General features: G+C 61.6%; 26 protein-coding genes and 1 pseudogene. 22 read left to right on the plus strand and 5 right to left on the minus strand.

Going from position 1 to position 23,243, the window contains the following annotated elements; translation table 11 throughout:
- Window positions 1–56 precede the first annotated feature (56 nt).
- Window positions 57–530, plus strand: coding sequence for an Lrp/AsnC family transcriptional regulator (locus AC0L14_RS29240; protein WP_023675099.1), 474 nt, complete (start codon window positions 57–59; stop codon window positions 528–530).
- On the opposite strand, the gene AC0L14_RS29245 is transcribed toward AC0L14_RS29240, so the two are convergent.
- Complete coding sequence (locus tag AC0L14_RS29245; RefSeq protein WP_473487491.1) at window positions 527–1,123, minus strand: 5-formyltetrahydrofolate cyclo-ligase; 597 nt, start codon at window positions 1,121–1,123, stop codon at window positions 527–529. The genes AC0L14_RS29240 and AC0L14_RS29245 overlap by 4 nt on opposite strands.
- A 268-nt stretch (window positions 1,124–1,391) precedes the next feature.
- Between AC0L14_RS29245 and AC0L14_RS29250 the strand changes: the two are divergent.
- A pseudogene (locus AC0L14_RS29250) lies at window positions 1,392–1,829 on the plus strand (NAD(P)/FAD-dependent oxidoreductase); the annotation flags it as partial.
- 135 nt (window positions 1,830–1,964) lie between these two features.
- Here AC0L14_RS29250 and AC0L14_RS29255 read toward each other — a convergent pair.
- Window positions 1,965–3,221 carry a class I SAM-dependent methyltransferase gene (locus AC0L14_RS29255; protein WP_473527922.1) on the minus strand — a complete coding sequence of 419 codons (1,257 nt, stop codon included), beginning with the start codon at window positions 3,219–3,221 and terminating at the stop codon, window positions 1,965–1,967.
- Between the two features lie 246 nt (window positions 3,222–3,467).
- Between AC0L14_RS29255 and AC0L14_RS29260 the strand changes: the two genes are divergently transcribed.
- Together AC0L14_RS29260 and AC0L14_RS29265 are read left to right on the plus strand one after the other, a co-directional pair.
- Window positions 3,468–3,602 (plus strand): hypothetical protein, encoded by a 135-nt coding sequence (locus AC0L14_RS29260; RefSeq protein WP_473487446.1) that lies wholly within the window; start codon window positions 3,468–3,470, stop codon window positions 3,600–3,602.
- A gap of 105 nt (window positions 3,603–3,707) precedes the next feature.
- Complete coding sequence (locus tag AC0L14_RS29265) at window positions 3,708–3,998, plus strand: Dabb family protein (RefSeq protein ID WP_192364685.1); 291 nt, start codon at window positions 3,708–3,710, stop codon at window positions 3,996–3,998.
- A 12-nt stretch (window positions 3,999–4,010) separates the two neighbouring features.
- Here AC0L14_RS29265 and AC0L14_RS29270 read toward each other — a convergent pair whose 3' ends face one another.
- The gene (locus AC0L14_RS29270) at window positions 4,011–4,136 is read right to left on the minus strand and encodes a hypothetical protein (RefSeq protein ID WP_473487447.1); all 126 of its coding nucleotides are present in this window, start codon (window positions 4,134–4,136) and stop codon (window positions 4,011–4,013) included.
- A gap of 145 nt (window positions 4,137–4,281) precedes the next feature.
- On the opposite strand from AC0L14_RS29270, the gene AC0L14_RS29275 reads away from it, so the two are divergent.
- From AC0L14_RS29275 to AC0L14_RS29345, 15 genes are all read left to right on the plus strand, one after another.
- The gene (locus tag AC0L14_RS29275) at window positions 4,282–5,190 is read left to right on the plus strand and encodes a VOC family protein (protein ID WP_473751576.1); all 909 of its coding nucleotides are present in this window, start codon (window positions 4,282–4,284) and stop codon (window positions 5,188–5,190) included.
- Complete coding sequence (gene kdsA / locus AC0L14_RS29280) at window positions 5,187–6,017, plus strand: 3-deoxy-8-phosphooctulonate synthase (protein WP_473751577.1); 831 nt, start codon at window positions 5,187–5,189, stop codon at window positions 6,015–6,017. The genes AC0L14_RS29275 and kdsA overlap by 4 nt, the downstream gene beginning before the upstream one ends.
- Window positions 6,018–6,119: 102 nt before the next feature.
- A complete protein-coding gene (locus AC0L14_RS29285) occupies window positions 6,120–6,323 on the plus strand; it encodes a dodecin family protein (RefSeq protein ID WP_095494875.1) in 204 nt (67 codons plus the stop codon).
- A gap of 186 nt (window positions 6,324–6,509) precedes the next feature.
- Window positions 6,510–6,875, plus strand: coding sequence for a PRC-barrel domain-containing protein (locus AC0L14_RS29290; protein ID WP_095494874.1), 366 nt, complete (start codon window positions 6,510–6,512; stop codon window positions 6,873–6,875).
- Window positions 6,876–7,278: 403 nt separating this feature from the next.
- On the plus strand, window positions 7,279–8,553 hold the full coding sequence (gene eno / locus AC0L14_RS29295) for a phosphopyruvate hydratase (protein ID WP_473751578.1): 1,275 nt from the start codon (window positions 7,279–7,281) through the stop codon (window positions 8,551–8,553).
- A gap of 185 nt (window positions 8,554–8,738) precedes the next feature.
- Window positions 8,739–9,062 (plus strand): FtsB family cell division protein, encoded by a 324-nt coding sequence (locus AC0L14_RS29300; RefSeq protein WP_473751580.1) that lies wholly within the window; start codon window positions 8,739–8,741, stop codon window positions 9,060–9,062.
- Window positions 9,063–9,233: 171 nt separating this feature from the next.
- On the plus strand, window positions 9,234–10,274 hold the full coding sequence (gene pdhA, locus AC0L14_RS29305) for a pyruvate dehydrogenase (acetyl-transferring) E1 component subunit alpha (RefSeq protein WP_473527926.1): 1,041 nt from the start codon (window positions 9,234–9,236) through the stop codon (window positions 10,272–10,274).
- Window positions 10,275–10,289: 15 nt separating this feature from the next.
- Window positions 10,290–11,678, plus strand: coding sequence for a pyruvate dehydrogenase complex E1 component subunit beta (locus tag AC0L14_RS29310; protein WP_473751581.1), 1,389 nt, complete (start codon window positions 10,290–10,292; stop codon window positions 11,676–11,678).
- A 4-nt stretch (window positions 11,679–11,682) separates the two neighbouring features.
- The gene (locus AC0L14_RS29315; protein ID WP_473751582.1) at window positions 11,683–11,976 is read left to right on the plus strand and encodes a DUF5076 domain-containing protein; all 294 of its coding nucleotides are present in this window, start codon (window positions 11,683–11,685) and stop codon (window positions 11,974–11,976) included.
- A gap of 9 nt (window positions 11,977–11,985) precedes the next feature.
- On the plus strand, window positions 11,986–13,368 hold the full coding sequence (locus AC0L14_RS29320) for a pyruvate dehydrogenase complex dihydrolipoamide acetyltransferase (RefSeq protein ID WP_473751583.1): 1,383 nt from the start codon (window positions 11,986–11,988) through the stop codon (window positions 13,366–13,368).
- 145 nt (window positions 13,369–13,513) lie between these two features.
- Window positions 13,514–14,152 (plus strand): SGNH/GDSL hydrolase family protein, encoded by a 639-nt coding sequence (locus AC0L14_RS29325; RefSeq protein ID WP_292189368.1) that lies wholly within the window; start codon window positions 13,514–13,516, stop codon window positions 14,150–14,152.
- 18 nt (window positions 14,153–14,170) lie between these two features.
- A complete protein-coding gene (lpdA, locus tag AC0L14_RS29330; RefSeq protein ID WP_473527929.1) occupies window positions 14,171–15,634 on the plus strand; it encodes a dihydrolipoyl dehydrogenase in 1,464 nt (487 codons plus the stop codon).
- 96 nt (window positions 15,635–15,730) lie between these two features.
- A complete protein-coding gene (locus AC0L14_RS29335) occupies window positions 15,731–15,988 on the plus strand; it encodes a GlsB/YeaQ/YmgE family stress response membrane protein (protein WP_473487457.1) in 258 nt (85 codons plus the stop codon).
- 133 nt (window positions 15,989–16,121) lie between these two features.
- Window positions 16,122–17,087, plus strand: coding sequence for a lipoyl synthase (lipA, locus tag AC0L14_RS29340; RefSeq protein WP_473487458.1), 966 nt, complete (start codon window positions 16,122–16,124; stop codon window positions 17,085–17,087).
- Window positions 17,088–17,099: 12 nt separating this feature from the next.
- Window positions 17,100–17,558 carry a type II toxin-antitoxin system RatA family toxin gene (locus AC0L14_RS29345; RefSeq protein ID WP_123151468.1) on the plus strand — a complete coding sequence of 153 codons (459 nt, stop codon included), beginning with the start codon at window positions 17,100–17,102 and terminating at the stop codon, window positions 17,556–17,558.
- Here AC0L14_RS29345 and AC0L14_RS29350 read toward each other — a convergent pair.
- Together AC0L14_RS29350 and AC0L14_RS29355 are read right to left on the minus strand one after the other, a co-directional pair.
- Window positions 17,534–18,043, minus strand: coding sequence for a CinA family protein (locus AC0L14_RS29350; protein ID WP_473487459.1), 510 nt, complete (start codon window positions 18,041–18,043; stop codon window positions 17,534–17,536). The genes AC0L14_RS29345 and AC0L14_RS29350 overlap by 25 nt on opposite strands.
- The gene (locus AC0L14_RS29355; protein WP_473751584.1) at window positions 18,040–19,269 is read right to left on the minus strand and encodes a bifunctional 2-C-methyl-D-erythritol 4-phosphate cytidylyltransferase/2-C-methyl-D-erythritol 2,4-cyclodiphosphate synthase; all 1,230 of its coding nucleotides are present in this window, start codon (window positions 19,267–19,269) and stop codon (window positions 18,040–18,042) included. The genes AC0L14_RS29350 and AC0L14_RS29355 overlap by 4 nt, the downstream gene beginning before the upstream one ends.
- A 236-nt stretch (window positions 19,270–19,505) precedes the next feature.
- On the opposite strand from AC0L14_RS29355, the gene dusB reads away from it, so the two are divergent.
- The 3 genes from dusB to ntrC are packed head-to-tail and all read left to right on the plus strand — an operon-like array spanning window position 19,506 to window position 23,130.
- On the plus strand, window positions 19,506–20,534 hold the full coding sequence (dusB, locus tag AC0L14_RS29360) for a tRNA dihydrouridine synthase DusB (protein WP_473751585.1): 1,029 nt from the start codon (window positions 19,506–19,508) through the stop codon (window positions 20,532–20,534).
- On the plus strand, window positions 20,531–21,673 hold the full coding sequence (locus AC0L14_RS29365) for a two-component system sensor histidine kinase NtrB (RefSeq protein ID WP_473751586.1): 1,143 nt from the start codon (window positions 20,531–20,533) through the stop codon (window positions 21,671–21,673). The genes dusB and AC0L14_RS29365 overlap by 4 nt, the downstream gene beginning before the upstream one ends.
- Entirely contained in the window at window positions 21,670–23,130 is a 1,461-nt protein-coding gene (gene ntrC, locus AC0L14_RS29370; RefSeq protein WP_023799224.1) for a nitrogen regulation protein NR(I), read from the plus strand. The genes AC0L14_RS29365 and ntrC overlap by 4 nt, the downstream gene beginning before the upstream one ends.
- The last annotated feature ends 113 nt before the right edge of the window (window positions 23,131–23,243 follow it).

Consider the following 23,243-nt stretch of genomic DNA (forward strand, 5'->3'; position numbering starts at 1 on the left):
GCACGGTTCGATAATCGTTGCGCAAAACAGCCGGATTGTCGCAGGAATCCTGAAAAATGCCACTCGACAGGATCGATATCGCCATTCTCGAAACCTTGCAGAAGGATGGGCGGATACCCAACGCGGCGCTTGCCGAGAAGGTCGGATTGTCGCAGTCGGCCTGCTCGCGGCGGCTGGACAATCTGGAGAAATCCGGAACCATCCGCGGCTATCACGCCCGGCTTTCCAATGCCGCTCTTGGCCACCAGATGACGGCGATCGTGCATATATCGCTGTCGGGGCAATTCGAGAAGACGCTGTCGGATTTCGAGGCGGCGATAAAGCGCTGCCCGAATGTCCTGTCCTGCCACCTGATGTCGGGTGAATACGATTATATCCTGCGCATCGCGGCAAAGGACCTCGTCGACTATGAGCGTATCCACAAGGAATGGCTGTCGGCGATGCCGCATGTGACGAAGATCAATTCATCCTTCGCCTTGCGCGAGATCGTCGACCGGACGGCGGTGGGGATGAAGCCGGAACTTGCTTAGGCCTTGAAGGCCCCCGTCACCACCCGGTCCATCGGGATGTCGTGCGGCTGCGGATAGATGGTGGCAATGCGCTGCAGTTCGTAGCCGACACCGATGACCAGCGGCTTGAAAGGCATCGCCGCCAGTGTGCGGTCGAAGAAGCCGCCGCCATAGCCCAGCCGATACTGTCCCGGATCGATGCCGACGATCGGTGAGATGACGATGTCGGGCAGCACCGGATCGCCTTCAGCTGGGATCGGGATATTCCAGACGCCCTTCTCCAGTCGGTCGCCCGGTGTGTAGGCGCGAAAGACTAGCGGCCGGCCTTTCTCGATCACAACAGGCAGTGCGGTACGGCCGCCGCGCTCATTGACGGAAGCCATCCATGGCCGCAGGTCCGGCTCGCCGCGGAACGGCCAGTAGAGGCTGACCACGCGGCCGGCGACGTCGCCGATAACCGCGTCGAGGCTTTCGCCGATGCGCTGCGACATTGCCGTTCGCGCGTCAGCCGAGACAGCGAGGCGCGCCGCAATCAGCCGCTCGCGCTCGGCCTTGCGCCATCGTTTCACGTCGGTCCAGTCGGATAGGGGCGCCCGGAATTCCAGGTCGTGCATGAAGCAAGGGGGCGAGGAATAGTGAGCCGGACCTTCATCGTCATGATCGCTATCCAAGTTCCACTCCTGTCGTCAGTTTCAATGAAATTATACTCGGCGGCAGGATAGGGCATGTACATTCGCGACATCTTAGGGCGGGCAGTCAGCAAAGTCGGATGTTGTTGCAGTGCACAAACGTCCCTACATCAGATTTGGCGAAATTGCTCTCCAGCCTGCTCTCCCGGCCAACCTGTTCTCCCGGCCAACCTGCTCTCCCGAAGTGAATGAGATGAACGAATCCAGCCATCGTGTCGTCGTCGTCGTCGGGGCGGGCTTTGGGGGGCTCGAATTCACCCGCGCGCTTGACGGTGCGCCGGTGCGCATCACCATGATCGACAAGCGCAACCATCATCTCTTCCAGCCGCTGCTCTACCAGGTGGCGACCACGGCGCTGGCGACCTCGGAAGTCGCCTGGCCGATCCGCCATCTCCTGCGCAAGCGCAAGGACGTGACGACGCTGCTCGCCACCGTCAGCGGCGTCGACCCCGTTGGCAAGCGCGTGCTGTTCGATGATGGCGGCGCGGTCGCCTACGACACGCTGCTGCTGGCCACCGGCGCCCGCCACGCCTATTTCGGCCATGACGAATGGGAGCCTTTCGCGCCAGGGTTGAAGACGCTGGAGGATGCCACCACCATTCGACGGCGCATTCTGCTGGCCTTCCACCAAAAAATTACCGTGCCCGCGGGCGGCAATTCCCGGAGATCAACGCCTCGAAGATCATCTGCGAGGCGCCGGACACCAACCGCGACGTGATTGTGCTACCTCATCAGCCAGGGCACGATCAACCCGTCGGCGGACGCCCTAAGCCCTGTAAACCACCTGGCGCACATCGATGTAGCTGGCGCGGAAGCCAGCTTCGCAATAATGCAGGTAAAACACCCAGAGCTTCTTGAAGCGGTCGTCGAAACCGAGTGGGACGATCTTTTCCCATGACCCCCAAAAGCGGTGGCGCCATTCGGCGAGCGTGCGGGCATAGTCGTCCGGGAAAATGCGCTCGCGCAGATGAGCAAGGCCATGGTCTTTGCCGAGCGTTTTCAGGATCGACGGCGTCGGCAGCATGCCGCCCGGGAAGACGTAACGCTGGATGAAATCCGGCCGGGCGCGATAGGTGTCGTAGGCTTTCTCGTTGATGGTGATGATCTGCAGGCCGGCGGTGCCGCCAGGCCGCAGGCAATCCTTCATCTTGCCGAAAAACACTGGCCAGTATTTTTCGCCGACCGCCTCGAACATCTCGATCGAAGCGATGCGGTCGTAGGAACCGGTTTCGTCGCGGTAGTCCTGCAGCTTGATGTCGACCTTGTCGGCAAATCCAGCCTTCTGGACGCGTGCGCTGGCGAAATCATGCTGCTCGCGGCTGATCGTCAGCCCGGTGACGCGGCAGCCGATCTCGCGCGCCGCGAATTCGGCAAAGCCGCCCCAGCCGCAACCGATTTCAAGCACGTGGTCGTTCGCGCCGATGCCCGTGTCCTTGGCCAGCGCGCGATATTTGGCGGCTTGCGCGCTTTCCAGATCGTTGGCGCCAGCCGCATAGAGCGCCGACGAATAGGTCATGCTCGGATCCAGCCATTCCTTGTAAAAGGCGTTGCCGAGATCGTAATGCGCCGAAATGTTGCGCTTCGAGCCGGTGCGGGTGTTTTGGTTGAACCAGTGGCGAACACGCTGGACGGCGTTGATCAGCCAGTTGGCGCCGCCGGCGATGCGCTCTCCGATTTCTGAATTGACTACGAACAGTTCCAGGAAACTGGTCACATCGGGACTGTCCCAATCGCCGTCCATGTAGGATTCGGCGATGCCGATGGTGCCGCCGGTGAAGGCACGGCCGGGCAAGCGCCAGTTCTTGAGCACCAGTTCGGCGTCCGGACCCGGGCCCTTGCCGCCGACGAGGACGGCGCGACCGTCCGGCATCCTCACCTTGAGCGAGCCACGCGGCAGGTTCATCGCCGCCGACAGCACCATGCGCGCCTTGGCCGGCAGGCCTTTGACGGTCTCGGCGAAATTGAATTCGTCCAATCTGACCGCGTCGCCCGACGCAACGCTGGTGTCTTCCTTGTGAGCCATGTCACGCCCCCGGGACTTTTGCGGCGCCGGCGCAAAATCGCCGGTTTCAACACTCTCTCGCAGTTCATTCGCCAGGGCGCGAACGCCGCTTCCCGATGAATCCCCGCAGCAATCTTTCATGCCATCAAAGGGAACTTCAAGAGCCAAGGCAAGCGAACATGGATCAATGGATAGATTTTGCGGGAGGGCGCTGATCAACGCCGGAATCACTATGGTTGCAGCCACCCAGATGCAGTAGTTTTAGCCATGCGTTATGTCATCGTCATCTGCACCGTCACGTTCTTCCTGATCTGGGACGGACTCTACAATCAGGGCCGCTATCTCGACACCACGGTCAGCGAGATAACGCGCATCGTGCGCTACATCACCGGGATGGTATAGGTTCTTTTCCCCGCCCAATGCGTTGTCGCCGCGACATCGTTGCCGGTTGACGCGACCGTTTTGCCCACACAAAACACGCTTGCACATCGATCGAGGAGGCTGGGGTTGATCCGGCATATCGTTTTCTTCAGCGCGCGGCACAAAGAGGATGTCGAGGTCGTACGCACGGGCTTGCTGGCGCTGGGCAACATCCCTCATTCCCGTCTTTTCGAGGTGACGCTCAACAGCAAGGTCGACCCGCTTTCGGACGAGATCGACGTGGTCGTTTATGCCGAGTTCGAGGATGATGCCGCGCTGGCCGCCTACAAGGCGCATCCGCTCTATGCCGAGACTACCAGCCAGGTCAAACCGCTGCGCGAATTGCGATATTCGGCGGATGTTGTGGCTGCAACCTGAAGAGAAGCAACGTTACTCCGTCTGAGCGGCGGTCGGTTCGGTCGGATCGGCGCCCGGCCGCTTCGGTGCGTCCCAGACCAGCATGGCGAGAACAGCCATTGCGACGACCGCTGTCGCTATGAACAGGATCTTTCTCATTTTGGACCACGTAGGTTGGTTTTCGGGCAGCGGCAAGTATCCCGGAGGTTCGCGTAACGCGGCCACGCGATCGGCTGCCTTGGATCCTTGCTGCGTCAGGCGAGGCTCTTGAACCAACCTCCGGAATGATGCACACCGCGCCGGCATGACCGAGACGAAGACAGCAGGCCCTTATCCGCCGCGTACCTATCCGCTTGACCATCTTGTGCTGCCGACCGCGAGCCTCGACGTGGCGCGGGCGCGGCTGGTTTCGCTTGGCTTTGTCGTGGCGCCGACCGGCATCCATACTTTCGGCACGGAAAACTGCTGCGTCTTCCTTGAGGACGGCACCTATCTCGAGCCGCTGGCGGTGGGCAACGAGCAGGCGGTGGCGAAAGCGATCGCCGACGGCAACGTCTTCGTCGCGCGCGATCGCGCCTATCGCGACAAGCGCGGCAATGAGGGATTTTCCGCCCTGGTCTTGGGCACCCAAAATGCGGATGCCGACCACGCGCGCCATGTTGAAGCCGGCCTGTCGGCTGGAGACATGCTGAGCTTTTCGCGCGCCTTCACCGACGCGGCGGGAAACAGCGACACGGCATCGTTCAAACTGGCCTTCGCCTCCGGCACCGGGGCGACGGACGCATTCCTGTTTGCCTGCGAGCGGATCAATGCGCCGAAAGTGGACCGCGACGCGTTGCAGGTCCACGCCAATGGCGCAACCGGCATTATCGAAGTCGTGGCGGTCAGCAACGAGCCATCCGAACAGCGCCGATTGATTTCGATCGCGACGCGCAGTCCGGCGACCGGGCAGGGGAGCGGCACTGCGTTTGACCTGCCGAACGCGACCTTGACCCTGCTTGATCCCGTCGCTTTCGAAACGCGCTTCGGCATACCTGCCGGCGCGCCATCGGAACTCCGCTTCGCGGCGATCGTCTTTTCAGTTCGTTTCGCCGACACGGTCGCCAAGCTGCTTGCAGCAAGTTCCGTCGAACACGACATACGCGGCGATGATATTGTCGTGCGGCCGGCATCCGGGCAGGGTGCGGCCTTCGTTTTCCAGGAGAAAGCATGAGCAAGCCCAATTCGTCCGTAACCGTCGGCAATGTCGTCTTCGGCAACACCGCGCCGCTGTCGCTGATCGCCGGCCCGTGCCAGCTTGAATCGCGCCAGCACGCCTTCGACATGGCTGGCGCGCTGAAGGAACTGACCGAGAAGCTCGGGCTGGGCCTCGTCTACAAGACCAGTTACGACAAGGCCAACCGCACCTCGCTTGGCGGCACGCGCGGCGCCGGGCTCGACGCGGCGCTGCCCGTCTTCGACGATTTGCGCAAGGCGTTTTCGCTGCCGATCCTGACCGATATCCACACCGAGGAACAGTGCGCGCTCGTGGCGCCGCATGTCGATATCCTGCAGATTCCGGCTTTCCTCAGCCGCCAGACCGATCTGCTGATCGCGGCGGCAAGAACCGGCAAGGTCGTCAATGTGAAGAAGGGCCAGTTCCTCGCACCGTGGGACATGAAGAACGTCGTCGCCAAGATCACCGGTTCCGGCAACGCCAATGTGTTGGTCACCGAGCGCGGCGCGTCCTTCGGCTACAACACGCTGGTGTCCGATATGCGCGCCCTGCCGATCATGGCCGAGATCGGCGCGCCGGTGATTTTCGACGCCACGCATTCGGTGCAGCAGCCGGGCGGGCAGGGCGGCTCGTCAGGTGGCGATCGGCGCTTCGTCGAGACGCTGGCGCGCGCTGCGGTTGCGGTCGGTGTCGCCGGCGTCTTCATCGAGACGCATCAGGATCCCGACAATGCCCCCTCTGACGGTCCCAATATGGTGCCGCTGAAGGACCTTCAGGCGCTGCTTGAAAGGCTGATGGCATTCGATCGCGTCGCCAAGGGCTGAGCAAGCTGAGGGGCCGGGCCTAAGTCCCGGCCCCTAAACTTGTGGTCAACAGGTGCCGGTTGTACGCTGCCCAGGCAACAGAGTGCATTGGAGGAGGAAGCCATGTCCGTCGCCCGCGTCACCGAGATCACATCATCGTCTAATAAGAGTTTTCAGGAAGCCATCGAACTAGGAATTGCGCGCGCCGCAAAGACCTTGAAGAACGTCGAAGGCGCGTGGATCCAGGACCAGAAGGTGGTCGTCGAGGACGGCAAGATCTCCGCGTATCGCGTCAATATGAAGGTCACCTTCATCCTCGCTGAGTGACCGGTTAGAGCATTTTTGCAGCCAAGTGGAATCACTTGACGTCGCTGAAATGCAGCTAAAACAAATAGATAGAGCGGGATGCTCAGTTCAATTTGAATGCATCCCGCTCTAGCGTCGAAAACTCTGGAACCTTCATCCGCGCCCCTCATTGTCAGGCATAGCGTCAACGACAACGAGGAGTACACAATGACCACCCAGACAGGACACACTGAAGCCATCGCTGCCTCGCGGGTCATCGGCACATCCGTCTACAACACTGAAGGCACGCACATCGGCGACATCGAGGATGTCATGCTCGACAAGTTGTCGAATGGAATCATGTTTGCCGTGATCGGCTTTGGCGGATTTCTAGGCATCGGCGAGAAGTACCACGCCATTCCGTGGGCGAGCCTCGACTATGACGAGAACAAGGGCGGCTATGTCGTGCCGTTCACGAAGGAGCAACTGAAGGCTGCTCCGGCCTATTCGATCAACGAATTGACGGGCGCCGACGGCGAGGCCGCGCGTGATGCTTCATACAGCTACTACAAGGTGGAGCCATATTGGCATTGACCTTGCTCTGCCGGAATCAAAAAAGGCCCCCGGTTGGACCGGGGGCCTTTTTTGGGGATATCTACTCCGCCGCAAGGGTCGACAACTCTACCGCGCCCTGCTGAGGCTGCTGAGTGTCACACGACGTGAGAAACGCCGCCGCGATCAGGAACAAACTCACGATACCGCTCAACTGAGACATGGCGAAACTCCTCCTGTTTCGCCCCGCGCAGCGCGAGCATAAACCAGAAAGCCGCATGCCGCCAAGACTTATGACTGACATGACTTATGATGACAGCAATTCGTGCTTCGTGAACCGGCATGGCGGAGGTAGCGGCACTATTTGCGGACGCCCCGATTGCGTTTTGCAGCACTTTGGCTAAGAGGTGCCCGACGCTTCGTCGGATCAATCGGGGACATCGCAATGACTGCCATCATCGACATTGTCGGGCGTGAAATCCTGGACAGCCGCGGAAACCCGACCGTCGAGGTCGACGTCGTGCTCGAAGACGGCTCGATGGGCCGCGCTGCGGTGCCCTCCGGCGCCTCGACCGGCGCGCATGAGGCGGTCGAACTGCGCGACGGCGGCGCACGCTACCTCGGCAAGGGGGTCCTGCGGGCGGTAGAGGCCGTCAATGGCGAGCTGTTCGAGGCGATCGGCGGCATGGAAGCCGAGAACCAGATCCACATCGACCAGACCATGATCGAGCTCGACGGCACGCCCAACAAGAGCCGGCTCGGTGCCAATGCCATCCTCGGCGTCTCGCTGGCTGTCGCCAAGGCTGCGGCGGAAGCGGCCGGCCTGCCGCTCTACCGCTATGTCGGTGGCAGCAAGGCGCATGTGCTTCCAGTGCCGATGATGAACATCATCAACGGTGGCGCGCATGCCGACAACCCGATCGACTTCCAGGAATTCATGATCCTGCCGATCGGTGCGCCGACACTGCGCGACGGGGTGCGCTGGGGCTCGGAAATCTTTCACACATTGAGGACGCGGCTGAAGGACGCCGGCCATAACACCAATGTCGGCGACGAGGGCGGCTTCGCTCCTAACTTGAAAAGCGCGCCCGCTGCGCTCGATTTCATCATGGAATCGATCGAGAAGGCTGGCTTCAAGCCGGGCGAAGAGGTTGCGCTCGGCCTCGACTGCGCCGCGACCGAATTCTTCAAGGACGGCAACTACGTCTATGAAGGCGAGAAAAAGACCCGCGATCCTAAGACCCAGGCCAAGTATCTGGCCAAGCTCGCCGCGGACTATCCGATCATCACCATCGAGGACGGGCTGGCCGAAGACGATTGGGATGGCTGGAAAACGCTGACCGATCTCATCGGCAAGAAGACGCAGCTGGTCGGTGACGATTTGTTCGTCACCAATACGGCGCGGCTGCGCGACGGCATCCGCATGGGCGTCGCCAATTCTATCCTGGTCAAGGTCAACCAGATCGGCTCACTGACCGAAACGCTCGACGCCGTCGAGACCGCGCACAAGGCCGGCTACACCGCTGTCATGTCGCACCGCTCGGGCGAAACCGAAGATTCGACCATCGCCGATCTCGCCGTTGCCACCAATTGCGGACAGATCAAGACGGGCTCCCTGTCGCGCTCGGATCGCATGGCCAAGTACAACCAGCTCATCCGCATCGAGGAAGAGCTCGGCAAGCAGGCGTTCTACGCCGGCAAGTCGATCGTGAAAGGCTGAGTCCACACAAATAACCCGAATGAAAAGGCGGGGCATTCCCCGCCTTTTCTGTTTCAACACCGCCAAATCCGGTCGTCCGTAACCGTCCATTAAGCACAATCGAGCGAGAAAGGGCTAGGTCGCAGAGTGTTAGAGCGTCCTTTGCGCGTCCAAGAGGACGCGCGGCGCTCTAAGGGATTTGGATCATGTGGACACGTCAGCACAAGCAGAGAAATACCGGTCGGCTGATCATTCCCTCGCTCTGCGTGGCATTCCTCGCCTATTTCGGCTTCCACGCCTATCACGGCGAATTCGGCATCTATTCCAAGTATCGGTTGCAAGCCGAAACCGTCGATCTGCAAAGTAAGCTCGATGCCGTCAAGGCGCGCCGGATGGACCTGCAGAGACGCGTTCAGCTGATGCATCAGGGCACGCTGGAGAAGGATATGCTCGACGAGCAGGCGCGTAAGGCGCTCAATATGTCCCATGCCGACGAAATCACCATCATGTTACCGCCACCGGCAAGATAACCATTTTCAAGTTAATCGCCGATATTTTCAATGATTTTAATCGCTTAGATGCATGTCAGCCATGCATTTTTCAGCATGGCGAAACGCTTTCTCGCGTGTTAGCCTTCTCAAATCGGTGGGGAGAACTGATCTCCCTCAGTGTCCGCAAGAGACGCCAACAGGGAGTGATGCATGGCCACCGCCGCCAGAAAAGCGCCTGCCAAATCCAGATCCGACGGCAAATCGGCGGGGCTTTCAGCCCCCAAACCTGTCGACTTCACCAAGGACGAGGAGCTTGACGCCTACCGGCGCATGCTGCTTATCCGCCGCTTCGAGGAAAAGGCCGGCCAGCTCTACGGCATGGGCTTCATCGGCGGCTTCTGCCATCTCTATATCGGCCAGGAAGCAGTTGTCACCGGCATGAAGATGGCGCTGATCGACGGCGACCAGATGATCACCGCCTACCGCGACCATGGTCACATGCTGGCGATGGAACTGTCGCCGCGCGGCGTCATGGCCGAATTGACCGGGCGCCGCGGCGGCTTGTCCAGGGGCAAGGGCGGCTCCATGCACATGTTCTCCAAGGAGAAGCATTTTTACGGCGGCCACGGCATTGTCGGCGCGCAGGTTTCGCTCGGCACCGGCCTCGCCTTCGCCAATCGCTATCGCGGCAACAACAATGTGACACTGACCTATTTCGGCGACGGCGCCGCCAATCAGGGTCAGGTCTATGAGAGCTTCAACATGGCCTCGCTGTGGAAGCTGCCGGTGATCTATATCATCGAGAACAACCGCTATGCCATGGGCACCTCGGTATCGCGTTCGTCGGCCGAGACGGATTTTTCGCACCGCGGCGCCTCCTTCAAGATCCCCGGTATCCAGGTCGATGGCATGGACGTCCGTGCAGTCAAGGCAGCCGGCGATCTCGCAACCGAATGGTGCCGTGACGGCAAGGGGCCGCTGATTCTCGAAATGCAGACCTACCGCTACCGCGGTCACTCGATGTCCGATCCGGCAAAATACCGCTCCAAGGAAGAAGTGCAGAAGATGCGCTCCGAGCGTGACCCGATCGAGCAGGTCAGGGCTCGCCTGCTCGACAAGAAGTGGGCCGACGAGGACGAGCTCAAGACCGTCGACAAGGAGGTTCGCGACATTGTCGCCGACGCCGCCGAATTTGCCCAGAACGACGCAGAGCCGGATCCGTCCGAGCTCTGGACCGACATCGTATTGTAACGAGAGGGCAAGGACATGCCGATCGAAATTCTCATGCCCGCTCTCTCGCCGACCATGGAAGAGGGCAATGTTTCCAAATGGTTGAAGAAAGAGGGCGATAAGGTTGTCGCTGGTGATGTCATCGCCGAGATCGAAACCGATAAGGCCACGATGGAAGTCGAGGCCGTCGACGAAGGCACGCTAGCCAAGATCGTGGTTCCTGCCGGCACCGAAGGTGTCAAGGTCAACACGCTGATCGCCGTGCTTGCGCTTGATGGTGAAGACATCGACAAGGCAGGCGAAGGCATCGGCGAGGAACCTGCCAAGGCTGAGACAGCAGCGCCAGCGCCTGCTGCGGCCAAAAGCGAGGGCGCAGCACCTGTCGCCGCGGCGCCGAGAACCGAAATCGCCGCCGATCCCGACATCCCGGCCGGCACGGAAATGGTCTCGACCACCGTGCGCGAAGCGCTGCGTGACGCGATGGCCGAGGAAATGCGCCGTGACGACGACGTCTTCGTGATGGGCGAGGAGGTCGCCGAGTACCAGGGCGCCTACAAGATCACGCAAGGGCTGCTGCAGGAATTCGGGGCGCGGCGCGTCGTCGATACGCCCATCACCGAACACGGTTTCGCCGGCGTCGGCGTTGGCGCGGCGATGGCCGGCTTGAGACCGATCGTCGAGTTCATGACCTTCAACTTCGCCATGCAGGCGATCGACCAGATCATCAACTCCGCCGCCAAGACGCTCTATATGTCCGGCGGCCAGATGGGCGCGCCCATCGTGTTTCGCGGGCCGAACGGCGCGGCCGCCCGTGTCGCCGCCCAGCATTCGCAGTGCTATGCCGCCTGGTACAGCCACATTCCCGGCCTGAAAGTGGTGATGCCCTACACCGCCGCCGACGCCAAGGGGTTGCTGAAGGCCGCGATCCGCGACCCGAACCCGGTCATCTTCCTCGAGAACGAAATCCTTTACGGCCAGTCCTTCGACGTGCCGAAGATGGACGATTTCGTGCTGCCGATCGGCAAGGCGCGCATCCACAAATCAGGCAAGGATGTTACCATCGTCTCCTTCGGCATCGGCATGACCTACACGGTGAAGGCCGAGGCCGAATTGCGCGGCATGGGCGTCGATGCCGAGATCATCGACCTCAGGACCATCCGCCCTCTCGATTTCGACACAATTATCGCCTCGGTCAAGAAGACCAACCGTCTCGTAGTGGTGGAAGAAGGGTTTCCGCAAAGCTCGGTCGGCGATCACATCGCCAACAAGGTGTCGCAGCGCGCCTTCGATTTCCTCGACGCGCCGGTCATCACCATTGCCGGCAAGGACGTGCCGATGCCCTATGCGGCAAACCTCGAAAAGCTGGCGTTACCCAATGTCGCGGAAGTCATCGAGGCGGTGAAAGCCGTGACGTACCGGGGTTAACGAGATGTCGCGCGAACTAGAAGTTTCCGCGGTGGTCGTCGAGAATAGCGAATTCGATGAAATACTCCGCGTCTGGATTGGTTCGGACGCGGTCGTCACGATGCAAGACCTCTTTGGACCAAACGCCCACAACTGGGGCATGGTGCTCGCTGATGTCGGCATGCACATAGCCAAGATGAGGCTGGAACAAGATGGCATCCCTGAAATCGAGACGCTTCAGGCATTGGAAGAAGGCTATCGAGGCAGAATGTCGGAGCAGTTCAATATCCAGCACCGTTCGCTAACTGGGCGGAACTGAGGAGGAAAAATGCCAATCAACATCACCATGCCGGCGCTCTCGCCCACGATGGAAGAGGGCAATCTTGCCAAGTGGCTGGTCAAGGAGGGCGACAAGGTTTCGCCGGGCGACGTGATCGCCGAGATCGAGACCGACAAGGCGACGATGGAAGTTGAAGCCGTCGATGAGGGCACGGTGGCCAGGCTGGTGGTTCCAGCCGGCACCGAAGGCGTCAAGGTCAACGCGCTGATCGCCGTGCTCGCCGCCGAAGGCGAGGATGCGGCGGCTGCCGCCAAAAGCGGTGACGGCGCTGCCGCTCCGGCAAAAGCCGAGGCACCAAAAACAGAAGCCCCCAAAACTGAAGCACCAAAGGCGGAAACCCCAAAGCCGGAAGCGCCGAAACCTGCGGCCGCACCGGCGCCCCAGGCGGCTCCGATTGCCAATGGCCATGCAAGCGGCGAACGTGTCTTCGCCTCGCCACTGGCCCGTCGCATCGCCCGGGAAGCCGGTGTCGATGTCTCCGCGGTGACCGGCTCCGGCCCGCATGGCCGCGTGGTCAAGGCCGATGTCGACGCAGCGATTTCCAGCGGCGGTGCCAAGGCGGCACCGGCCGCGAAAATGGCACCTGCCGGCGCTCCGGCTCCGGCGGCCGCAGCCAAGCCAATGTCGGACGACCAGGTGCTGAAACTGTTTGCCGACGGCTCCTACGAGCTTGTCCCGCATGACAACATGCGCAAGACCATTGCGCGCCGGCTGGTCGAGGCCACGACCACCATCCCGCATTTCTACCTGACGCTCGATTGCGAACTTGATGCGCTCCTGGCGCTGCGCTCGCAGATCAATGCGGCCGCCCCGGTGAAGAAGACCGACAAGGGTGAAACGCCGGCCTACAAGCTGTCGGTCAACGACATGGTGATCAAAGCGATGGCAAAGGCGCTGATGGCGGTGCCGGATGCCAACGCCTCCTGGACCGAGAGCGCGATGGTCAAGCACAGGCATGCCGATGTCGGCGTTGCCGTATCGATCCCCGGCGGCCTGATCACGCCGATCATCCGGCGCGCCGACGAAAAGACGCTGTCGGTCATCTCGAATGAGATGAAGGATCTTGCCAGCCGTGCCCGCAGCCGCAAGCTGAAACCGGAGGAATACCAGGGCGGCACCACGGCGGTTTCCAATCTTGGCATGTTCGGCATCAAGGACTTCGCCGCCGTCATCAACCCGCCGCATGCGACGATCCTGGCGGTCGGCGCCGGCGAGGAGCGTGCGGTGGTCAAGAACGGTGAGATCAAGATCGCGACAATCATGTCGGTGACGCTGTCGACCGATCACCGCGCCGTCGACGGCGCGCTCGGCGCCGAACTGCTCGGCGCCTTCAAGCGCATGATCGAAAATCCGATGGACATGCTGGTCTAGAAAGGAAGAAGGCGGTGCGGAAATTCTTCACCAGCCTTTTTCCCTTCAGCCTTCCAGGCATCGTGACGATCATCGTGCAATGGCTGTTCATGCGTCGGCGGGTGAAGCACGCACAAGCAGGCTTTGGCAGGAGCGGGGCAAGCGCATGAAAACAGTCCTTTGCTACGGCGATTCGCTGACCTGGGGCTATGATGCCGCAAGTCTGGATCGCCACCCGCTCAAGGACCGCTGGCCGAGTGTGCTGCAGGCGACGTTGGGAGGCGGTATCGAGGTCATCGCCGAAGGCTTGAACGGCCGCACAACAGCTTTCGACGACCATCTGGCCGGCGCCGACCGTAACGGCGCAAGAATGCTGCCGACGATCCTGATGACGCATGCGCCGATCGACCTGATCATCATCATGCTCGGCGCCAACGACATGAAGCCGTGGATCCACGGCAATCCGGTCGCCGCCAAGCAGGGCGTCCAGCGCCTGGTCGATATCGTGCGCGGGCACGATTACCCATTCGATTGGCCGGCGCCGCAGATCCTGATCGTCGCGCCGCCCGCGGTCAGCCGCACGGAAAACGCCGAGTTCAAGGAAATGTTCGCCGGCGGCGATGAAGCGTCGAAGCGGCTGGCACCGCAATATTCCGCTCTTGCCGACGAGGCCGGCTGCGGCTTCTTCGATGCGGGCTCGGTGGCCGAGACCACGCCGCTCGACGGTGTCCATCTCGACGCGGAGAACACGCGGAAAATCGGGCAGGCATTGGCGCCAATCGTGCGCGTCATGCTGGAACTCTAGAGAATCAGGGAGAAATCCGTGGCTGAGAACTACGACGTCATCATCATCGGCTCCGGCCCCGGCGGCTACGTCACGGCGGTGCGTTCCGCCCAGCTCGGCTTCAAGACGGCAATCGTCGAGCGCGAGCATCTCGGGGGCATCTGCCTCAACTGGGGCTGCATCCCGACCAAGGCGCTGCTGCGCTCGGCCGAGATCATGCACTATTCCGATCATCTGAAGGACTACGGCTTGAAGATCGACGGTAAGGTCAGCGTCGATACCGCTGCCGTGGTCGACCGCTCGCGAAAGGTCTCGTTGCGGCTGAACGGCGGCGTTGCCTTCCTGATGAAGAAGAATAAGGTCGACGTCATCTGGGGCGAGGCCAAGCTGGCCAAGGCGGCTTCCGGCGATAAACCAGCCGAGATCGTCGTGTCGAAATCGTCGAAGAAGCCGATGGAGCCGCAGCCGCCGGCGCCCAAGGGCGTCAAGGGTGAGGGCACCTACACCGCCAAGCACCTCATCCTGGCGACCGGCGCCAGGCCGCGTGCGCTGCCCGGCATCGAGCCCGACGGCAAGCTGATCTGGACCTATTTTGAAGCGATGGTGCCGAAGGAGATGCCGAAGTCGCTGCTGGTGATGGGTTCGGGCGCAATCGGCATCGAATTCGCCTCATTCTACCGCACCATGGGCTCGGAGGTGACAGTGGTCGAGTTGTTGCCGGCGGTGATGCCGGTCGAGGACGCAGAGGTCTCGAAATTCGCGCAGAAGCAGTTCGAGAAGCAAGGCATGAAGATCATCCTCGAGGCCAAGGTCACCAAGGTCGAGAAGGGTACGAATTCGGTAACCGCGCATGTCGAGATGAAGGACGGCAAGGTCGAGAAGATCACCGCCGACCGCATGATCTCGGCCATCGGCGTGCAGGGCAATATCGAAAATCTCGGCCTCGAAGCGCTCGGTGTGAAGACCGAACGCGGCTGCGTCGTCGTCGACGGCTACGGCAACACCAATGTCCCCGGCATCTATGCCATCGGCGATGTCGCCGGCCCGCCCATGCTCGCCCACAAGGCCGAACATGAAGGCGTGGTCTGCGTGGAAAAGATCGCCAATTTCCCCGGCGTGCACGCCACTGACAAGCTGAAGATTCCGGGCTGCACCTATTGCAACCCGCAGGTCGCCTCCGTCGGGTTGACCGAAGCGAAAGCGAAGGCCGAGGGCAAGGACATCCGCGTCGGCCGCTTTCAGTTCGCCGCCAACGGCAAAGCCATCGCGCTCGGTGAAGACCAGGGATTCGTCAAGACCATCTTCGACAAGAAGACTGGGCAGTTGCTCGGCGCGCATATGGTCGGCGCCGAAGTGACCGAGCTGATCCAGGGCTTTGTCGTGGCGATGAATCTGGAGACCACCGAGGAAGAACTGATGCATACGATATTCCCGCATCCGACGCTGTCGGAGATGATGAAGGAAAGCGTCCTCGACGCCTATGGCCGCGCGCTGAACGCGTGATAAATTGACCGCGTGAGACTCGACACGTGAAAGCCAAGGAACTCAACGGCAAGGTAATTCGTTTCCGGATGCATTCATCACACAAGGAGAGGGCATATGGACGTGAATGGCGTGGGCTGGATCGCAGCTATCATCATCGGCGGTTTAGCGGGGTGGCTTGCCGAGATGTTCATGAAAAGCAACATGGGCATCTTGATGAACATCGTTCTTGGCATCGTCGGCGCGATCGTGCTGAATGCCATCCTGCAGGCGCTCAATATCGGCGCTTTCGGCGCCGGCTGGATCGCTTATCTGATCACCGGTTTCATTGGCGCCTGCCTGTTGATCTGGGCAGGGCGCATGGTGCGCCGTTAGTTGCTGAACTCTTGCCATGCGAAAACGGCTGTGGCGGCATGCGCCGCCGCGGCCTTTTTCTTTGCTGCGAAAAGTCCTAGATGACTTGTGAAAGCGAACGCCGGAAGGCGATCGCGAATGAACTGGATTTCTGATGGTCACCGTCCTCGACACGATCGCCAATGCGCCGCGCCTGCGGCACCCTGAAAAGGCGCACAAGCCTGACCAGGATGTGCTGCGCAAGCCCGACTGGATCCGCGTCAAGGCGCCGATGTCGAAAGGCTATGCCGAGACGCGCGAGATCGTGAAGTCGCACAGACTGGTGACGGTGTGCGAAGAGGCCGGTTGCCCCAATATCGGCGAGTGCTGGGAGAAGAAGCACGCCACCTTCATGATCATGGGTGAGATCTGCACGCGCGCCTGTGCCTTCTGCAACGTTGCCACTGGCATTCCGACCGCGCTTGATCCCGATGAACCGGCGCGCATCGCCCACGCCGTCAAGCAAATGGATCTGACCCATGTCGTCATCACCTCAGTCGACCGCGACGATCTCGCCGATGGCGGAGCTCAGCACTTTGCCGAGGTCATCCGCGCCATCAGGGCGGCAACGCCTTCGACGACGATCGAAATCCTGACGCCCGACTTCCTGCGCAAGGAAGGAGCGCTGGAGATCGTGGTGGCGGCGAAGCCGGACGTATTCAACCACAATCTGGAGACCGTGCCGTCGAACTATCTGACGGTCCGGCCAGGGGCCCGCTATTTCCATTCGATCAGGCTGCTGCAGCGGGTCAAGGAACTCGATCCGTCGATCTTCACCAAATCCGGCATCATGGTTGGCCTGGGCGAGGAGCGGAACGAGATCCTGCAGTTGATGGACGATCTGCGTTCGGCCAATGTCGACTTCATGACCATCGGCCAGTATCTTCAGCCATCGAAAAAGCACCATCCGGTGATCCGCTTCGTCACGCCGGAGGAATTCAAGTCCTTCGAGACAATCGGCAAGACCAAGGGCTTCCTGCTGGTGGCGTCAAGCCCGCTGACGCGCTCGTCGCACCATGCCGGCGACGATTTCGCCAGGCTGCGCGCGGCGCGAGAAGCGTTTCTCAGGAAATCCGCCTAACAAACTGGTTTCATGCCACAATTCGAAGCCCATCGCCGCGTCACGCATACGCCTGAACAGATGTTCGCTCTGGTCGCCGATGTCGAATCCTATCCGCAATTCCTGCCGCTTTGCGAGGCACTGACGGTTCGCTCGCGCAAGGAACGCAACGGACGCACCCTGCTCATCGCCGACATGAGCATTGGCTACAAGGCGATCCGCGAGACTTTCACGACGCAGGTGTTTTTGAAGCCTGACGAGAACGCCATCGACGTCAAATACATCGACGGCCCGTTCAAATATCTGAGCAATGTCTGGCGCTTCGAGCCGGCCGATGGCGGCTGCAATGTCCGCTTCTTCATCGACTACGAGTTCAAGAGCCGTATTTTGGGCGCGGTGATGGGAACGATGTTCGATCGCGCGTTCCGCATGTTCTCCGAGGCGTTCGAGAAGCGCGCCGACATCATCTATGGGCCAGCGCCGGCAGCCTGATCCGCAGCGAGCGCGCGCAAGCCCAGTTCAAGCGCATGCCTGACCGTCTCCCGGCGGATGAAATTGCGGCCCTTATCGGCGAACAACTGGCATTCGCTGACGACCGGCCGGCCAGTCAAGGCGACACCGAACCAGACCAGGCCGACGGGCTTTTCCGTCGAGCCGCCGCCTGGACCGGCAATACCGGTGACGGCAAGGGTGAGTCCGGCGCGCGAACGGGTCAGGGCGCCCTGCGCCATCTCCACCGCCGTTTCCCGCGAGACCGCGCCGTGCCCCTCAAGCGTGGCGGCGGAAACACCGAGCATCTCCGTCTTGGCCTCGTTGGAATAGGTGATGAAACCCCGGTCGACCACCGTGGACGAGCCGGCGATGTCGGTCAGGGCGGCGATGATCATGCCGCCGGTGCAGCTCTCGGCCGTCGCCAGCAGGATGCCGCGCTGCTGGCAGGCTTGAAGCAGGGCATCTGCGAGGTCGCTGTTGCTCATTCGGGGACGTCCCCTGGAAACACGACACTGGCGGTCGCGATGGCGGCTATGCCTTCCTCGCGGCCGATAAAGCCGAGCTTTTCGTTGGTTGTCGCCTTGATCGAGATACGGTCCCGGGAAATTGCCAGCATTGCCGAAAGGGCTTCGGTCATTGCTTCGCGATGCGGACCGACCCGTGGCGCCTCGCAGATCAGCGTGACGTCGGCATTGGCGATGCGCCCGCCGCGCGCGCGCACCAGTCTTGCCGCATGTTCGACGAAGATCCGCGAGGCCACGCCTTTCCACTGCGGATCCGACGGCGGGAAATGCGTGCCGATGTCGCCGGCGCCGCAGGTGGCGAGCAGCGCATCGGTCAAGGCGTGGAGACCGACATCGGCGTCCGAATGGCCGGCCAGTTTCTTGTCGTGCGGGATGGAGACGCCGCACAGGACGACATGGTCACCGGGCTCGAAGGCATGGACGTCGTAGCCATTGCCGGTGCGGATGTCCGGAAAACGCGGCCGCTCGCCGGAAAGCCGCTGATCCGCCATCGAAATATCCCTTGCCCAGGTCAGCTTGACATTGTCCGGCGAACCCTGAACTATTTTCACCGGAATACGCGCCCATTCGGCAATCGCGGCATCGTCGGTGAAGTCCGTCTTGCCCAGATGATGTGCCTTTTCATGGGCGGCCAGGATCGGCCAGAACGGAAAGCCTTGCGGCGTCTGGGCGGCATGAAGCCCGTTCCTGGAAACCGTCTCGCCGATCATGCCGGCGGCCGACTCACGTTTCAGCGTGTCGGCGACGGGCAGGGCAGGCAGCGCTCCCTGGCGCTCGCCGATGCCGGCGATCGTACGGTCTATCAATTCCGCGTCGACGAACGGGCGAACGGCATCATGGACCAGAACCTGGCTCGGTGCATAGCCTCTCAGCGCAAGCAGCCCGAGCCGGACGGAGTCCTGCCTGGACGCGCCACCGGTCACCGTGATGACCCGATCGGCGTTGGCTCCGGCGGCGCTGCGAAAAAGCGCGCTGTCGTCGGCGTGGATGGCGACGACGACAGGACCGATTCTTGGATGCGCCAAAAACATATCCAATGTGCGCGCGATGACGGCACCGCCACCGATCCTTTGGTATTGCTTCGGTCCGTCGGCCTGACCGGCGCGCGCGCCGCGGCCGGCGGCGACGATAACAACGGCAACCTTGTCGTCCGCAGCCAAAGCTCCCATTTCGCTTGCATCTGTCATGCCGAGACGCTTAGCGCATGATCCTGAAAAGTGGAATCGCTTTTCGGAAGAGATCATGCGCAGATGCAAGTGCCAAAGCGTCCTTTCCCAAGGACGCACGCCGCTTAGAGCGCGGGTATGGGCCGAAGGCCAGCATTTTTCCCAAATGCGCCTTAATGTGACGTCATTGCGCGTTGCACATCGCTGTCATTCTGGCTAGAGAATGTGCAGCAATAAAAAATGCTTGGTTTTTGTGCATGCTTGACCTGACCAAATTGGCTTCGCCGCTGGACGTGGGTAGCGTGAGAATCCGCAATCGCGCTTTTCTCGCGCCCATGTCGGGCATAACAGATGAGCCGTTCCGGCAGCGTGCCTATGCGCATGGCGCCGGATTGGTCGTGTCGGAGATGGTGGCAAGCGGCGAGCTTGCCAGGGGCAGAGCCGGTTGCGGCCTTCGCATCCGCCATTCCGGGCTGCCTGTGCACATGGTCCAGCTTGCCGGCCGTGAGGCGGCGCATATGGCAGAGGGCGCCCGAATCGCCGCGGGCGAGGGCGCCGACATCATCGACATCAACATGGGCTGCCCGGCAAAGAAGGTGACGGGCGGCTATGCCGGTTCGGCGCTGATGCGCGATCTCGATCACGCTTTGTCGCTGATCGAGGCGGTGGTCGGCGCCGTCGAGGTGCCGGTCACGGTCAAAATGCGGCTCGGCTGGGACGAAAGCGCGCTCAACGCGCCGCTGCTGGCGCGCCGCGCCGAGCAGGCGGGCGTCAAGATGGTGACGGTGCATGGCCGCACGCGTTGCCAGTTCTACCAGGGCAAGGCGGACTGGCGCGCCATCGCGCGCATAAAGCAGGCTGTGTCGATCCCGGTCGTCGCCAATGGCGATGTCGGCTCGCCGGCGGAGGCAGCAATGATCCTCGACCAGTCGGGCGCCGACGCGGTGATGATCGGCCGCGCGCATTATGGCGCGCCCTGGACGGCAGGCAGCATCGCGGCAGCCGCGGCAAAAGAGGCGGCGCCTGATGTGCCCGAAAGTCCGCAAGCGCTGGCCGACTACATCGTCGCCCACTACGAGGACATGCTAACGCTCTACGGCATCGAAAGCGGCGTGCGCCAGGCGCGCAAGCATCTTGGCTGGTATCTCGACCGCCACGCCGCTGGCGTCGTTGATGAGCGGCGAAAGGCCATCCTCACCTCCTTCGAGCCCGTCCGCGTCGTTGCCGCGTTGCGCGAGGTGTTTTCACGCGCTGCCGAGGCGATGAACCTGCGGAGCGCAGCATGAATGCCACCATCGCACAGAGCATGGGTATGGCGGACGCCGCCCACATCGTACTCAACACCATCCGCCGCCCGGTGATCATGGTCGATGCTGAAGGGGTCATCACCTTCGCCAATGCCGATGCCGAAGATTTCTTCCGCTCGAGCGCGACCATGCTCGCCCGCAACACATTGCCCAAGCTCATTCCCTTCGGCAGCCCACTGCTGACGCTCGTCGACCAGGTGCGCGAGCGCCGGGCACCCGTCAACGAATACCGGGTCGACGTATCGTCGCCGCGCCTCGGCATCGAGAAGGTCGTCGACCTCTATGTCGCGCCGGTGTCGGAATTCCCGGGCTCCGTCGTGGTGATGTTCCAGGAACGATCGATGGCCGACAAGATCGATCGTCAGATGACGCACCGCGGTGCGGCACGCTCGGTGACCGGCCTTGCTGCGATGCTCGCCCACGAGATCAAGAACCCGCTATCCGGCATCCGGGGTGCTGCCCAGCTGCTCGAACTGTCCGCTTCCGACGAAGATCGCGCGCTGACCCGGCTGATCACCGACGAGACCGACCGCATCGTCTCGCTGGTCGATCGCATGGAGGTGTTTTCCGACGAGCGGCCCATCGACCGCTATCCGGTCAACATCCATGTCGTGCTCGACCATGTGAAGGCGATTGCCAAGAACGGTTTTGCCAAGCGGATCAAGATATTGGAGGATTATGATCCATCGTTGCCTCCAGTTTTCGCCAACCGCGACCAGCTCATCCAGGTGTTCCTCAACCTGGTCAAGAATGCGGCCGAGGCCATTGGCGGCGATCCGCAAGGCGAGATCACTCTGTCGACCGCGTTCCGGCCGGGCATCCGTGTTTCCGTTCCGGGAACGCAGGGCCGCGTGTCGCTGCCGCTGGAATTTTGCGTGCGCGACAACGGTTCTGGCGTCTCCGAAGATATCCTGCCGATCCTGTTTGATCCCTTCATCACCACCAAGCCTAACGGGTCGGGGCTTGGTCTGGCGCTGGTCGCGAAAATCGTCGGCGAGCATGGCGGCATCATCGAATGCGATTCAACGCCGCGCGCAACCACCTTCCGCATCCTGATGCCAGCCTGGAAAGAAACGCCGTTCGGCACAGACGACGATGGTGAAGGAGACCTCAAATGACGGTTCGCGGCAATATTCTTGTCGCCGACGACGATGCGGCCATCCGCACCGTCCTCAATCAGGCGCTTTCGCGCGTCGGCCATGAGGTGCGCGTGACGTCCAACGCCTCGACGCTGTGGCGCTGGGTGGCGGCGGGCGAGGGCGATCTCGTCATCACCGACGTAGTCATGCCGGACGAAAACGCTTTCGACATGCTGCCGCGCATCAAGAAGGCACGGCCGGAACTGCCCGTCATCGTCATGAGCGCCCAGAACACGTTCATGACCGCGATTCGCGCCTCCGAGACCGGCGCCTACGAATATCTGCCGAAACCGTTCGACCTGACCGAGCTTCTCAACATCGTCAACCGGGCGCTTTCCGAGCCCCGACGGCCGAAGATCGATGCGCGGGCCGACGAGCCGCCGGAAACGATGCCGCTGGTCGGCCGCTCGGCCGCCATGCAGGATATCTACCGGATGCTGGCGCGCATGATGCAGACCGACCTGACGGTGATGATTTCAGGCGAATCGGGCACCGGCAAGGAACTGGTGGCGCGCGCGCTGCACGAATACGGCCGCCGCCGCGGCGGCCCGTTCGTCGCGATCAACATGGCGGCGATCCCACGCGACCTGATCGAATCGGAACTGTTCGGGCACGAGAAGGGCGCCTTCACCGGTGCGCAAAACCGCTCCACCGGCCGTTTCGAGCAGGCCGAAGGCGGGACGCTCTTCCTCGACGAGATCGGCGACATGCCGATGGAAGCGCAAACGCGCCTGCTGCGTGTCCTGCAGCAAGGCGAATATACCACCGTCGGCGGCCGTACGCCGATCAAGACCGACGTGCGCATCGTCGCCGCCACCAATAAGGATCTGCGCACGCTGATCAATCAAGGGCTTTTCCGCGAGGATCTGTTCTATCGCCTGAATGTCGTGCCGCTAAGGCTGCCGGCGCTGCGCGAGCGGTCCGAGGACGTTCCGGATCTCGTCCGGCACTTCTTCAAGCTCGGCGCCAGCGAAGGCCTGCAGACCAAGCGCATTTCCACAGGCGGCATCGAGCTGATGAAGCGCTATCCGTGGCCAGGCAACGTGCGCGAGCTCGAAAATCTTGTCCGCAGGCTGGCCGCGCTCTATTCGCAGGATGAGATTTCCGCCGAAGTCATCGAGGCGGAACTGAAGACCGGCGAGAGGCCGGTCGTTCCCGGTGGCGGCAACCTCATACCCGACGATCTGTCCATCGGCCAGGCGGTGGAACATTTCCTGCAGCGCTATTTTGCTTCGTTCGCCGGCGATTTGCCGCCCGCCGGCCTCTATCAGCGTATTCTCTCCGAGGTCGAATATCCGCTGGTCCTGGCCTCGATGACGGCAACCCGCGGCAACCAGATCAAGGCTGCGGAACTCCTCGGGCTAAACCGCAACACGCTGCGCAAGAAAATTCGCGAACTCGGCGTCAACGTCTATAAATCGACCAGGCAGGCTTAGAGCGACGTCCGTCCGTTCGGACGTACAAAGTTCGCTCTAGTACCTTTTCACAGTGATGTTGACTGGTTGATTTCCAGCCATTCGAGAATGGGCAGGCGTTGCGGAGGAACAAG

The sequence above is a fragment of the Mesorhizobium sp. WSM4841 genome (genome assembly GCF_055811515.1).